Origin of the sequence: Haloferax sulfurifontis ATCC BAA-897 (assembly GCF_000337835.1) — an archaeon.
Classification (GTDB): Archaea; Halobacteriota; Halobacteria; order Halobacteriales; family Haloferacaceae; genus Haloferax; species Haloferax denitrificans.
The window spans coordinates 38123-51866 of the sequence record NZ_AOLM01000011.1 but is presented as its reverse complement, the minus strand read 5'-3'; the positions used below and the strand labels follow the sequence as shown (position 1 = coordinate 51866).

Here is a 13744-nt window from a genome sequence, read left to right as displayed (position 1 = left end):
CGATGGGTCGGGCGGCGACCGTCCTCGGGTCCCTCGTCGGCGACCCCCACCTCGCGCTTCCACGCTCACTCGCCGTCCGGCGAGACGACCACCCGCTCCCGGGCGGCCTCCACCGCGAGGTCGAACAGGTCGTCGGGTTCCGCGGCCTCGACGGCCGACAGCGAGGCGTTCGTCTCGGGGAAACTCGGCGCGACGCGCTCGCACCCGACGGGGAGCGTCGAGTCGTCGTAGGTGCCGAGGTCGCGGGCGGCCGCGACGATGTCGGTCTTGTCGCGGGTCAAAAGCGGGCGGTGGACGGGGTAGTCGACCGCGGCCTCGGTGACGGCGAGGTTCTCGCCGGTCTGGCTCGACTTCTGGCCGAGCGATTCGCCGGTCACGAGCGAGTGGGCGTGCTCGTCGGTGGCGATCTCGGCGGCGATGGCGAGCATGGCGCGCCGAAGCGAGAGCATCCGGGTGTCGTCGACGGCCTCCATCAGTCGCTCGACCACGTCGCCGGCGGGGACGACGTGCACTCGCATGTCCGCGTTCGGGGCGCGGCGGGCGATGGTCCGCACCGTCTCGATGGCCCGCGCGCGGTGGTCCGCGCCGCCGTAGTCGCCCAAATCGACGTAGACGGGGACGATTTCACAGCCGCGGCGCATCAGCTCCCACGTCGCCACCGGCGAGTCGATGCCGCCGGAGACGAGCGAGACGGCCCGCCCCTGCGTCCCGAGCGGGAGTCCGCCGGGGCCGTCGAACCGCCGGACGGAGAGATACGCGGTCTCCTCGCGGCACTCGATTCGGTAGGTCCGGTCGGGGTCGTCGAGGTTCACGGGTGCGCCGGTCGCCTCGACGACGGCGCTCCCGGCCTCGCGTTCGAGGTCGGAACTCGTGAACGCGTGTCGGTCGGCGTCGCCGACGCGGTCGGCGTCGACGGCGAACGCCGCCCCGTCGGGGTGGTCGGACGCGAGGCCGCGGCAGACCGCGACGATGTCGTCGAGAACGGGGTCGCAGGCGACGCAGGGGCGCGCCCAGACGACGCCCGGCACCTCGGCGCAGGCGGCCGCGACGGCGTCGGCGTCGGCCACGTCGCGGACGAGCAGGCGGGACCACTCCCGCTCGACGCGGCCCGAGAGCGAGCGGTCGTCGAGGACCGCCTGGAGGTTCGTCCGCAGTCTGGCCTCCATCTTCGCCCGGACGCTCGAACTCTTCGTGCCCACCTCGCCGTAGCCGACGAGGACGACGTGCGCCGTCTGATTCACGGTCGACGTTCTCCGCCGGCACCCTTCAGCGTCTCGTTTCACGGGGCGCTCGCGCCCGGCGCGACAGGGCTCCCTCGGCCGCTATTAGTGTTATATATCTGTAAATAGTACAATTTACTGAACTGTAGACAGACGGCGAAACAATATAAACCGCTTAATAGATTTCACCCCGTCTCTGTCTCGTACGACCGCCGAACGACCCGCCGTCGATTCGAGCCCATCCGACGCTCGCTCGACGCCCCGCTCACCGACGCCCCCCGACGCACATTCGATGCCAATGACCGACGAGTCGCCAGCCGACATCGACCTCGCCGACCCGCAGTACTACCTCAACCGCGAGCTGAGCGAACTGGAGTTCCAGTCTCGCGTGCTCAACGAAGCCCTCGACGACCGGAACCCGCTTCTCGAACGGGTCCGCTTTCTCTCCATCTTCACGAAGAACTTAGACGAGTTCTTCATGAAGCGCGTCGGCGGGCTGAAACAGCAGATAGACGCCGGCGTGACCGAGCGGACGACCGACGGCCGGACGCCCCGCGAGCAGTGGGAGGAGGCCATCGACAAGGCCCGGCCCATGTTCGAGCGGCAGGCCGCGTGCTACCGCGAGGAGATTCGCCCGGCGCTCGCCGCGGAGGGCATCCGCATCTGCGACTACGACGAGCTGACGCCCGACCAGCGGGCGGAGATGCGCGACTACTTCGAACTCTCGGTGTTGCCGACGCTCACCCCGCTGTCGTTCGACCCGGCGCACCCGTTCCCGTTCATCTCGAACCTCTCGCTGTCGCTCGCGGTCGTCACCCACGACGACGACGGCGACCAGACGTTCACGCGGGTGAAGATTCCGCAGAACCGCCCGCGGCTCGTCGAGGTCGACACCGACGGCGACGAGGTTCGGTACGTCCTCTTGGAGGAGGTCATCCGCGCCAACCTCGACCTGCTGTTCCCGAACGTCGAGGTCGTCGACACCGCGGTGTTCAAGCTGACGCGGAACGCCGAGGTCAGCCGGAACGAGGAGGTCGCGGAGGACCTCATCGACATGATTGAGGAGGTGCTCGAACAGCGCCGCTTCGCGACCGTGGTCCGCCTCGAAATCGAGGCCGACGCGCCCGAGGCCGCGCGGGACCTCCTCGTCGAGCAGTTGGGCCTCGACGACCGCGAGGTGTTCGAACTCCGCGGGCCGCTCGACTACCGCGAACTGATGGACCTCACGGACCTCGACCGCCCGGACCTCTCGCTGGCGTCGTGGACGCCCCAGCCGCACCCGCGGTTTTCGGACCTCGGCGCGGCCGACGCGGGAATCGGCTCGGGCGCGTCCTCCCCCGAGGCGGCCGGCGAGGACGGCGACACCATCTTCGACGAGATTCGCCGCAAGGACGTGCTGTTGCACCACCCGTACCACTCCTTCGGCGACACCGTCCAGCAGTTCCTCGACGCGGCCGCAAACGACCCCGACGTGCTGGCCATCAAGGCCGCGATCTACCGGACGGCCTCGGACTCGAAGGTCATCGAGGCGCTCATCGACGCGGCCGACAACGGCAAGCAGGTCGCGGCGATGGTCGAACTCAAAGCGCGGTTCGACGAGCAGAACAACCTCGAATGGGTCCGTCGCCTCGAAGAGGAGGGCATCCACGTCGCCTACGGCACCATCGGCCTGAAGACGCACACGAAGACCGCGCTCGTCGTCCGCGAGGAGGAAGACGGCGTCCGGCTGTACTCCCACGTCGCCACCGGCAACTACCACTCCGGGACCGCGAAGGGCTACGTCGACCTCGGCGTCCTCACCGCCGACCGCGACATCGGACAGGACCTCGTGAAGGTGTTCAACTTCTTCACCGGCCCCTCGCTGGACGAGGAGTTCAGGAAGCTCCTCATCGCGCCCGTGACGATGCGAAACGAGTTCACGAAGTGCATCCGCCGGGAGGCCGAACACGCCCGTGCCGGCCGCGACGCCCGCATCGTCGCCAAGATGAACGCGCTCGAAGACCCCGGCATCGTCGAGGAGCTGTACGAGGCGTCGATGGCCGGCGTCGACATCGACCTGCTCGTCCGCGACATCTGTCGGCTCCGCCCCGGTCTGGAGGGCGTCTCGGAGACCGTCACGGTCCGGAGCGTCGTGGACCGCTTCCTCGAACACTCCCGCATCTTCTACTTCGAGAACGCGGGCGACCCGGACTACTACATCGGCTCCGCCGACTGGATGACCCGCAACCTCGACAAGCGCGTGGAGGCCATCGCGCCCGTCGAGGACCCCGACATCCGCGAGCAGTTGCGGTTCGTCCTCGAACTCGGCTTCGCCGACAACCGGAAGGCGTGGGAGATGCACGCCGACGGCACCTACGACCAGCGCGCCCCCGGCGACGACCACGAGATTAGCATGCAGAAGATTCTGATGGACCAGACGCTCGCGGCGTCGAACACGCCCGGCGTCCACCGCGGTATCTCGGCGTCGCACCCGGACGTGCCCGAGACGCTCCTCGTGGAGTCCGACCCGTCCGTGATGGCCCCGCGAGACGGGGCAGAGTCGCAGGACGGTGACGAGGACGAGAGCGCCGAACCCGTCGTCGAGGCTGACGCGGGCGCGCCGACGAACGGCGACCCGCAGTACGTCCTCGACAGCTATCCCGAGAAGTGGTACGTGCCGAGCAGTCGGCACTACGAGTTCGCGGTTCGGACGCCCGACGGCGACCGCGACTACCGGAAGACGGCCGAGGCGGCCGCGCGGCTGGTCGAGAAGTACTACGGCGAGGAGTAGCGTCGTCGACCGCGCGGGCGACGCGGCGGTCGGTGTTCTGTCTCTGTTTTCGAGACCCCGCGAGGCGACGCCTCAGAACGTGCTGAGTTCGCCTTCGATGGTCCGGCGGGTGATGTCGGTCACGTTCGCGAGTTCGCGGTCGATGATGGCGATAACCTCGTCTTCGATGTCGGCGACGGTGACGCCGTCGTCCGTGATGACCTTCGCGTCCGCGACGTGCGGTTCGTCGATGGGGCGGCCGATTTGCGAGAGCAGGCGGACCTGCAGGTCGCGGATGCCGTCGACCTCGGCGACGACCGTCTCGGCGATGTGGGTCGAAAGCAGGTTGTAAATCTTCCCGATGTGGTTGACGGGGTTCTTGCCGGAGGTTGCTTCCATGCTCATCGGGCGGTTGGGCGTGATGAGGCCGTTAGCGCGGTTGCCGCGGCCGACGGAGCCGTCGTCGCCCTGCTCGGCGGACGTGCCGGTCGTCGTGAGGTAGATGGAGCCCTCCTCGTAGTCGTCGGCGGTGTTGACCTCGACGTTGACCTCGCGGTCGGTGTAGTCGGTGGCGAGGTCGGTGACGAACTCGCGCACGTCGTCGACGGCGGCGACGTAGTCGTCGATGTCGTCGAGGTGCTTGTCGACCATCGCGGCGGCGACGGTCACGTCGATGACGTCGCCCTCGCGCTTGCCCATGAGCTTGATGTCCTGTCCGAGTTCGGGGTGGTCGTCGCCGTAGGCCGCGCCGTTGAGAGCGCGCTCGGCTTCGAGGACGATGCGCTCCGTCTCGGTCAGGGGGGCGTGGCCGACGCCGAAGCTCGTGTCGTTGGCCATCGGGACCTGCTGGGTCTCCTCGCCGAACACGTCTTGGAGGTCGCCGGAGCCCTCGCCGAGTTTCACGTCGACGATGATGTCCGTGCCCACGTCGAGCCCGGGGATGTTCTCGTTGAGGTACTCGCGGGCGGCCCGGAGCGCCGTCGAGTCGACGGGAATCTTCTCGCCGTCGTACTCCTTCGTGGCGCGGCCGACGATGAGGAGATAGATGGGCTCGATGACCTCGCCGCCGCCGAAGGCGGGCGCGGCCGTGCCGGCGACGAGCTGTGTCTCGTCGGTGTTGTAGTGAAGCACCTTGCCGACGCGGTCGAGATAGAGGTTCGAGAGCGCGCGGGAGACGCTCTCGGCGATGCCGTCGGAGATGGAGTCAGGGTGCCCGATACCCTTTCGCTCGACGATTTCGACCTCCTGGTCCTCGACCGCGCGCTTGTCGGCGGATTCGAGGCGGATATTTCGGTCGCTCATTGGCGGGACGTACCCGGCGGGCGGTTCTATAACTTGCGGAAACCTTTGGCCACCGTCGTATTACTTGAGAGTATGCTCGGGCAGTATCTGCCGAGAGAACCGACGCCCGCGGGCCGGGAGGCCGCCTACTCCTCGGGCGCGCCGAGCAACATCCCGAGGTAGGAGGTCCGAATCTGGTCGTCGGGGTCGAGACCGAGCACCCGGAGGACGGCGAACGCGCCCTCGCGGGCGTCGTCGACGCCGGATTCGACCTCGACTTCGACCTCGACGAACTCGCCGAGGCCCGACACCGAATCGAGCGAGACGGTGTAGCCGTCGAGGGCGAACCGCTCGCGGTCCTTCTCGACGGTCGCGGCGGGTTCGAAGCCGACCGCCTCGCAGATGGCGTCCATCGTCTCGCCGTCTTCGACGCCGGTCTCGTACTCCCGGCGGGTCTTCGACGACTCGTCCACGAGCGGTCCCTTGTAGGTGACGACCGTCTCCTCGTCGGCGAGTTCGCCGCCCTCGTAGCGCGACTCGCGCCGGAGGCGGAGCGCCTCGTCGGTCTCGGCGAAGTCCCTGTGCGGGGCGTCGTAGTAGGTGTCCGTCTGGGCGACGCGGTTGACCTGTTCGGCCCCGGCCGCGTCGAGTCGCTCGCGAACCGCGCCGTGGTCCGCGCGGACCTTGACCTCGACTTCGTACATGCTCTCACGGGCGCGTTCGGAGGGCAAAAACCTCGGTGACTCGCGTCGGCGACCCCTCGGAACCACGGCATTTGTTACCTTTTATCATGAAAGAACCCGTAGTATGACGGGAGTATGAGCCAAGAGACGCCGAACCCGGCCACCGCGGTAGAACAGCACGTCGGCGAGACAGCCGACTACGAAATCACGGGGAACGTCATCCTCACCGCGATGGCCGGCGGCTTCGTCGGGACGGTGTTGATGCTTCCCGTCCTCGTCGGCATCCCCGAACTCCTCGGTCTCTTCACGACCGAGCCGATTACGCGGTTCGCCGGGATGGCGGCGTTCTTCGGCTACGAACCGACGTTCGCGCTCGGGGCGTTCCTCTTCGGTATCGGCGGGGTGGTCGTCCTCCCGGTGACGTTCGTCGTCGTCGGCGCGTTCCTCCCGCCGGAGTCGCCGAAATACCTCCGGGGCGTGTCGTTCGCGACGCTCTACTGGGTCGGGTTCGTGCCGGCGTTCTGGCCGCCCGCGGACGCGTTCGTCATTGCCTCGTTCCTCGTGTTCTCGCTTCTGGCTCACTGGGTGTACGGCCTCTCGCTCGGCTACGTGCTCGACCTGTTCGCGGATATCCCGCAACACGAGGTCTGAGCGTCACCGCGGGCGCGGTCGCCGTTGTTGGCCGCCCCCACTGCCGTCCGCGCTTTTCGCCCAGCCGGCGTCTCTTCTCTGTTCGACCGTCGCCGCGGACGGCCGGAACCGGCCGCTCGACACCATCTGACCCGGCTTCTCCGAAACAATAATCATCACGAACGTTAATTATCTTATTTGGGTGGTGTTATCAATGGTCACGGAACTCGCACTGACAGCCGCGTTCCCGCTCCAGTCGGGGTTGGTCCCGCGGGGGACGCGCGCGTTCGTCTTCGAACGCATCTTCGAGGTGTTCCTGCTTTTGGGGGCGCTCGTCGGGGTCGTCGTCGTGGGGTACATGCTCTACAACGCGTACAAGTATCGCTCCGGCTCCGGAAAGGGCCGCGCCGACGAGGGAAACCGCCTCGTTCTCGGCGAACTCCCGTCGGGGAGCGGCGGGGGCCGAAAGCTGTTCACCTCGTTTTTCATGAGCATGGTCATCGTCGTCTCGCTGGTCTCGTGGACGTACCTGACGCTCCTGTACGTCGAGGAGGGACCCGCCGACGACGAGTCGCTCGACGTCGAGGTCGAGGGCTACCAGTTCGGCTGGCGCTTTACCTACCCGAACGGCCACACTACCGACGGCGTGCTCCGGGTCCCCGCCGACCGGCCCGTCCAACTGACGATTACCACGGCGGACGTGTTCCACAACTTCGGCGTCACGGAGTTACGCGTCAAGTCCGACGCCATCCCCGGACAGGAGACGGAGACGTGGTTCACCGCCGACGAACCGGGGACCTACACCGCGCAGTGTTACGAACTCTGCGGGGCGGGCCACTCCTACATGTCCGCCGAGGTCATCGTGATGCCGCCCGACGAGTACGAGGCGTGGTACGCGAACGCGACCGCGGAGAACGCGACCGCCGATAGCGCGGCCGCGAACGAGTCGAGCGCCGACGCGTCTGTCGCCGCGCAATCGAACCTCCGACCGGCGGTGGTCCCATGACCGACGCGTCTCCCGAGCGGGACGCCGCGACCGACGGCGGCCACGAGGTCGCCCACGGCGGCGACGACCACGCTCACGACTTCCCCGGCACGGGGAGCATCAAACGCTGGTTCGTCACGACGAACCACAAGGACGTTGGCATCCTCTACATCGTCACGTCGCTTTTCTTCCTCGTGCTCGGCGGCGTCCTCGCGTGGCTGATGCGCGTCCAACTGCTCGCCCCGCGGGCGCTCGGCGAGGGGATTCTCTCGCCCGTCGCGTACAATCAGGCCGTCTCGGCTCACGGGCTGTTGATGGTGTTTTGGTTCCTCTCGCCGTTCGCGTTCGGCTTCGCCAACTACGTCGTCCCGCTCCAACTCGGCGCGAAGGACCTCGCGTTCCCGCGGCTCAACGCGCTGTCGTACTGGCTGTATCTCTTTTCGGGCATCCTGTTCGGCGTCTCGTTCTTCCAAGGGGGGACGTTCTCCGGCGGGTGGACGATGTACGCCCCGCTGAACGTCCCGACGTTCACGCCCGACGTGGGGGCATCGACGGCCGTCTTGGCGCTCGTGCTGTTCGTCGCCTCCGTCACCGTCTCGTCGGTCAACTTCCTGACGACGATGCACCGGATGCGCGCCGAGGGGCTGACGCTCCGGAACCTCCCGCTGTTCAGCTGGACGATTCTCCTGACGGTCTGGATGATGCTTTTCGCCTTCGCGGCGCTTCTGGCGGCGCTCTTGGTGCTCTCGTCGGACCGCCTGCTCGGGACGACCTACTTCGCCATGGAGTCGCCGGCGGGGGCGCTCCTGTGGACGCACCTGTTTTGGTTCTTCGGCCACCCCGAGGTGTACATCGTCTTCTTCCCGGCGCTCGGCGTCATGGCCGAGGTGTTCCAGACGTTCACCGGCCGCCGCATCGTCGGCCGCAAGTGGTTCATCCTCGCGATGGTGCTCGTCGCCATCCAGAGCTTCGCCGTCTGGATGCACCACATGTTCCTGACGAGCATCAACCTCCAAGTCAAGACCCTGTTCATGATCACCACCATCGGCATCTCCCTTCCGTTCGACCTGATGGTGTTCGCGCTCATCTACACGATGCTGAAGGGGAAGATTCGCTTCACGACGCCCTTCCTGTTCGTCTTCGGGGCGCTCCTGTTGTTCATCATCGGCGGCATCACCGGCGTCTTCCTCGGCGCGGTCGTCCTCGACTACGAGTTCCGCGGCACCTACTGGGTCGTCGCCCACTTCCACTACGTGATGGTCGGCGGGGTAACGGCGCTCGTCGGCGGCCTCTACTACTGGTTCCCGAAGATGACCGGCCGGATGTACGACGAGTTCCTCGGCAAACTCCACTTCGCCGTCTACTTCGTCGGCTTCAACCTGCTGTACTTCCCGCTTTTCGTCGCGTGGGAGACGCCCCGCCGCGTGTTCGACTACGCGCCCGAACTCGCGCCGTGGCATCAGCTCGCCACCGTCGGCGGGTTCGTCCTCGGGCTGTCGTTTCTCATCATGTTCTACAACCTGTTCAAGAGCGCCTTCGCGGGCGACCCCGCGCCCGACAACCCGTGGGAGTACGCGACGACGGCCGAGTGGGCCGTCTCGTCGCCGCCGCCGCTGGAGAACTTCGACGGGACGCCGACCTACCGAAACGGCCACCTCGAATTCCTCGACACCGGCGAGGTCGCGCCGAGCGAGGACCGCGCGGGCGGGCCGACCGGCGCGGCCGTCTCCGACGGCGGCGTGACGGCCTCGGCGACGACGACCGTCGCCACCGCCCTCTCGACGGCCGAAGCGACCGAAGTCGAGGGGCCGAGCCACGCGAGCATCTGGCCGTTCGTCCTCTCCGCCGGCGCGTTCCTCGTGCTCCTCGGCCTCTCGCCGCTTCAGGACGCCGCGTTCCCCGAGGGGATGGTCGGGGCCGCCTACGCGACGACGGCCGTCGCGGGCGGCGTCGTCACCCTCGGGTCGCTCGTCGCCATGGGGCTCGAACCGTTCCACGGCCCGGTCTTCGAGGAGGGCGAGGCGTGGCCCTTCGCCGGCATCGACAACGGCAAGGTCGGGATGTGGATATTCCTCGCGTCCGACGTGGTGCTGTTCGGCGGCTTCATCGGGGCGTACGTGTTCACCCGCGTCGCCTTCGGCTGGACCGGCTGGGAGCCGATTCCGCCGGACCCGATTCCGGGGCTCGTGAACACCTACATCCTGCTCACGAGCAGTTTCACGGTCGTCCTCGCGCTCGTCGCGGCCGAAAAGCAACACAAGTGGGGCGTCGTGACGAGCCTCGGGGCGACGTTCGTCCTCGGCATCGGCTTCCTCGTCAACAAGGGACTGGAGTGGCAACACCTGTTCCACGAGGGGCTGTGGCTCTCGACGAACGTCCGCGCCTCGACGTTCTTCCTCACGACCGGCCTGCACGCCGCCCACGTCATCGCGGGCCTCCTCGTCGCACTGTACCTGACCGCGCGCGCCTGGCGGGGCGCGTACCTCGAAGACAGCCGCTCGGTGGAGTACTTCGGCCTCTACTGGCACTTCGTCGACATCGTCTGGCTGTTCCTGTTCCCGCTGTTCTACATCCTGTGAGGTGACAGAAATGGTGTCAACGAAACTCTATACGGCGATTTACGCGGTGTTGTTCGTCTCGGCGACCGTCCAGGTGCTGGTCGAGTTCGCCGGACTGAGCTACTGGCTGGCCTTCGGCGTCATCCTCGTCCTGTCGGCCGCGAAGGCGGTGCTGGTCGCGGCGTACTTCCAGCACCTCCGGTTCGAACCGCGGTCGCTGACGTATCTGGTCGGCATCGGCCTCGCGGCCGCGCTGGCGCTCACGCTCGCGGCGTCGTACTCGCTCCTGTGACCGTGCGAGCCGACTCCCGTTCCCGCTGGCGCTCCCGCGAAACGCTCGTCGCGGTCGGCTACGCGCTCCTGTTTTCGGTCCCCGTCGGCGTCGGCGTGACCGTCATGATGACCCGCGTCGCCCCCGGGGGACTCACCGACCCGCTCGTCGTCGGCCCCGGCCTCGTGCTCGCGGTGGCCGTCTTCGCGCTCGTCGTCGCGGCCGCGACGACCGGCGAGAACGCGGCCTGACTGGGCGCTATTCGTCTCTTTCTGTGGCTCTGTCGAACTCGTTAGAAGCTGATAGAACTGTGTGATACAGGCAGGAAACACACGTATCTCCGGCGAATATACGTTCTGTCGGAGAAATCAGTCGGTATGGAACGAAACAGGGCGCTTACCGTTTACCTCATTGTTCCGTGTCTACTCTATGGTTCCGCGTTCGTTATCGTGTTAACTCAGTTTTCGGATGTAGTTGATACCAACACTCTGAGGATGTCACACACGACATTTGCGGTGGTTATGGCGATAGTGCTCCTCGTGAAAAGAGACGAACTGTCTGCCGATAACTAAGCGCACTCTATTCAGCACAACCGCAGAAAACTATCCGTAACTGAGGGCTTCGACAGAATCTCTTTTTCCTCCTCCGCACTCGCACGTACCTTCTTTGACTTTGCCGTGGTAACACTACGCATGAATCGGACTACCGTCGCACTCGCGGCCGCCTTCGGAGCAGTCGTCCTCGGACTCGCGGTCCTCCTCGGCTCGGAGGCGGTCGGCACGAGCGAATCGTTCGTCGTGGTCGGCGGCGTCGTCGCGCTGGTCGGCGTCGGCGTCCTCACCGGGGTCGTGATGCGCCTGCCGGACCCCCACGAGGGAGAACGCGGCGGCGGCGACCATGCCTGACCGGCTCGCCACGAGAACGGCGGTTCACAAGCTGAAGCCGACGACCGCGAGCAGGAACAGCGCCGTGAAGACCACGCCGAGCGCGCCGGCGACCTTCAGGTGATAGACGAACAGGTCTTCGGCCTCGGCCTCGACCGCCGCCTCGTACGCCGCGGTTTCGCCGTCGCGCAGTCCCTCGTGGGCGTCGCCGACGTGGAGGTCCCGGAGTCGCTTGTGTCGGAACGGGCGGTCGCAGTAGGGACACGTCGCGGCCGCGGTCTCGCCGTCGGGGACGGCGGTTTCGGGGACGACGACCGATTCTTCGCGACTCATCCCGTGACTCACTTCGCGACTCATCCCGCGACACCTCCGACCGTCGGTTGGGCGACGACCCACAGGCTCGCCATCGTGTAGCAGACCGTGACGGCGACGAAGGGGTACTCGCTCCGGAGCGGTTGCAGGCGGCCCGGAAAGAGGTCGAACGCGCGGGCGTGGGCCACCCACACCGAAAGCAGGTGGCCGAGGACGACGAACGCCAACTGGAGGCCGCCGAACCACGCCGGGACGGCCAGCACCGAGGGGTTCGCGGGCGGCGACAGCGGCGAGGCCGCGACCGCGACCAGCGCGGGCGCGAGGCCGACGACGTAGCCGAGGAAGTGCGCGAGGTGGTAGCCGGCGGCGATGGGGACCAACGCGGGCGCGAACCAGCCGGCGACGAAGCCGACGGTCACGTACGTGTCGGCGGTTCCGCGGGCGACCCGCGCGGCCAGTCGGTAGCCGCCGAGGAAGACGAGAAAGCCCGCGACGATTCCGACGAGGTTCACGAGCCACGCGGGGGCCGGAGCCGCGGCGTCGAGGACGCGCCCCCACGCGGTGGTGACGACGAGGCCGTCGAACGTCGTCACCCAGAGGAGCGCGACGACGAACGCCACGTCGTCGGCATCGAGTCGCTCGCGGGTGCGCGCCAGCCCCGCGCCGGGGACCGAAATCGAGAGGCCGCCGTCGTCGCCCCGCCGGACCGGCGCGAGCAGGCCGTACAGCCGGAACACCCGAGCCACGGGGTCGGCGCGGCGGAACCACGCGTCGCCGTAGACGACCGCGCCGCCGACGATGAGGAGGGTGTAGGCGACGACCACGGTTGCGAGCGCCCGCGGGTTCGCCGCGAGCGGGCTGACGACCTCCAGCCAGACGAGTCCGAGCAGGCCGGCGACGCTCGGCCACGACCCGAGTCGGTCGGGGTACGGCCGCGACAGCCTCCATTCGCTCCCGAGCCGACCCCGAAGCGCCGCGCCGAGCGTCCGCCACGGATTCACGAGCGGCCACGCGTTCCCGAGGAGGTAGGTGATCATCGTGAACCCGGCCCACCAGCCGACCCAAACGAGCAGGACGCCGAGGTTGGCGATGCCCACGGGCGGCCCGAACAGCCCGAAGGCGACGACGAGGACGAGCGCGGCGACGCCGAGGAGCCTGAGCGCGGCCGTCGCGGTTGTGACGGCTCCGGCGACTCCCCCGATTCGAACGCCTGCGCGCCCGAAGGCGTCGAGCGTCTCGTCGTCGGTGACGAACGCCGAAAGCAGGAACGAGACGCAGACGACGCCGCCGCCGGAGACGACGACGAGCCAGAACGGGGCCGGAACGGAGCGGAGCGACCCGGCCAGCGACCCGGCGTGCGCGAGCGCCGGCGTCGAAAAAAGCGACCGAAGCGACCGCGAGCGCCGCGGTCCAGACTGCGCCGCGTCGACCTCCGTCGCGGACCGCCCCCGCGGCGCGTCGGCTCATCGGCGCGCCCGCTCCGCCAGCGCCGGCCCGACCGCGAGCAGGGCGACGGCGACGACGAACACCAGCGTCGAGATGTCGACCGAGAGCGCCCGGAGCGCGCTCACGACGCCGGTGCCGCCGGCCGCCCCCGCGGTGAGCCCGCCGACGAGCGGGACGGTACAGCCGACGCACGAGACGAGTCCGAGCGCCCCCGAGAGCGCGCTCTTCGCGGCGTCGAGGACGGCGGCGTAGACGAGGTACGCGAGCGCGAGGTAGCCGGCGACGCGGTACGGGACGAACGTCGCCGAAACGGCTTCGCCGGCGTAGCCCACTCGCGGCCCCCATCCCGGCGCGGCGAGCGAGAACTGCCAGCCGGGCGGGCGGTGCGCGGCGACGTGGCCGTGGCTCCCGCCGAGAAGCGCGGCGAGGTCAACGGACACCAACCCGGCCAGCGACGCGAGGACGACGAAGTACGCGACTGCGACCGCGCCGGCGACGAGTCGCGCCCGACGGCTCGCCCGCGGCGGGTCGGTCCAGAGGACGGCCGCCGCGCCGACGGTTATCCAGACGAGCGGGTACAACAGGTATCGGAGGCTCTCGACGCGCTCCGGCGCGGCGGAGAGATACGCCCCGACGGCGAGCGCCTCGACCCAGCAGAGCGCCGCGAGCCACCACAGCCGCGGCGCGTGTCGGGGGTCGAGCCGCCCCGCGTACGAGGTCGCCAT

At 68.1% G+C, this 13744-nt stretch carries 13 protein-coding genes; 7 read left to right on the top strand and 6 right to left on the bottom strand.

All coding sequences use genetic code 11. The features are described from left to right. Positions 1-65: 65 nt before the first annotated feature. Positions 66-1241, bottom strand: coding sequence for a tRNA uracil 4-sulfurtransferase ThiI (gene thiI / locus C441_RS06655; RefSeq protein ID WP_007274422.1), 1176 nt, complete (start codon positions 1239-1241; stop codon positions 66-68). A gap of 277 nt (positions 1242-1518) precedes the next feature. Here thiI and ppk1 point away from each other — a divergent pair, with 277 nt between their 5' ends. Further along, positions 1519-3990: a polyphosphate kinase 1 gene (gene ppk1, locus C441_RS06650; RefSeq protein WP_007274421.1), complete on the top strand. Its 2472-nt coding sequence runs from the start codon at positions 1519-1521 to the stop codon at positions 3988-3990. 72 nt (positions 3991-4062) lie between these two features. Here the strand turns inward: ppk1 and C441_RS06645 are convergent, their stop codons facing one another. After that, positions 4063-5271 carry a methionine adenosyltransferase gene (locus C441_RS06645; RefSeq protein WP_004970604.1) on the bottom strand — a complete coding sequence of 403 codons (1209 nt, stop codon included), beginning with the start codon at positions 5269-5271 and terminating at the stop codon, positions 4063-4065. Between the two features lie 125 nt (positions 5272-5396). Then, the gene (gene cyaB / locus C441_RS06640) at positions 5397-5954 is read right to left on the bottom strand and encodes a class IV adenylate cyclase (RefSeq protein WP_007274420.1); all 558 of its coding nucleotides are present in this window, start codon (positions 5952-5954) and stop codon (positions 5397-5399) included. A 114-nt stretch (positions 5955-6068) separates the two neighbouring features. On the opposite strand from cyaB, the gene C441_RS06635 reads away from it, so the two are divergent. The 6 genes from C441_RS06635 (at position 6069) to C441_RS06605 (ending at position 11282) form a co-directional block, all read left to right on the top strand. Then, on the top strand, positions 6069-6584 hold the full coding sequence (locus C441_RS06635; protein ID WP_004970606.1) for a DUF6789 family protein: 516 nt from the start codon (positions 6069-6071) through the stop codon (positions 6582-6584). A gap of 193 nt (positions 6585-6777) precedes the next feature. Further along, positions 6778-7569: a cytochrome c oxidase subunit II gene (coxB, locus tag C441_RS06630; protein WP_007274419.1), complete on the top strand. Its 792-nt coding sequence runs from the start codon at positions 6778-6780 to the stop codon at positions 7567-7569. Then, positions 7566-10127, top strand: coding sequence for a cbb3-type cytochrome c oxidase subunit I (locus tag C441_RS06625; RefSeq protein ID WP_007274418.1), 2562 nt, complete (start codon positions 7566-7568; stop codon positions 10125-10127). Before coxB ends, C441_RS06625 begins: the two co-directional genes overlap by 4 nt. 10 nt (positions 10128-10137) lie before the next feature. Next, a complete protein-coding gene (locus C441_RS06620) occupies positions 10138-10398 on the top strand; it encodes a cytochrome C oxidase subunit IV family protein (protein WP_007274417.1) in 261 nt (86 codons plus the stop codon). After that, complete coding sequence (locus tag C441_RS06615; protein WP_007274416.1) at positions 10395-10628, top strand: hypothetical protein; 234 nt, start codon at positions 10395-10397, stop codon at positions 10626-10628. The genes C441_RS06620 and C441_RS06615 overlap by 4 nt, the downstream gene beginning before the upstream one ends. A gap of 441 nt (positions 10629-11069) precedes the next feature. After that, positions 11070-11282: a hypothetical protein gene (locus tag C441_RS06605; protein ID WP_007274415.1), complete on the top strand. Its 213-nt coding sequence runs from the start codon at positions 11070-11072 to the stop codon at positions 11280-11282. Positions 11283-11306: 24 nt separating this feature from the next. Here the strand turns inward: C441_RS06605 and C441_RS06600 are convergent, their stop codons facing one another. The 3 genes from C441_RS06600 to C441_RS06590 form a co-directional block, all read right to left on the bottom strand. Further along, complete coding sequence (locus tag C441_RS06600) at positions 11307-11594, bottom strand: DUF7410 domain-containing protein (protein WP_049920491.1); 288 nt, start codon at positions 11592-11594, stop codon at positions 11307-11309. Positions 11595-11614: 20 nt separating this feature from the next. Further along, positions 11615-12919, bottom strand: a complete 1305-nt coding sequence (locus tag C441_RS06595) for a hypothetical protein (RefSeq protein ID WP_049920485.1) — start codon at positions 12917-12919, stop codon at positions 11615-11617. A gap of 117 nt (positions 12920-13036) precedes the next feature. Beyond that, the gene (locus tag C441_RS06590; RefSeq protein WP_007274412.1) at positions 13037-13744 is read right to left on the bottom strand and encodes a DUF7546 family protein; all 708 of its coding nucleotides are present in this window, start codon (positions 13742-13744) and stop codon (positions 13037-13039) included.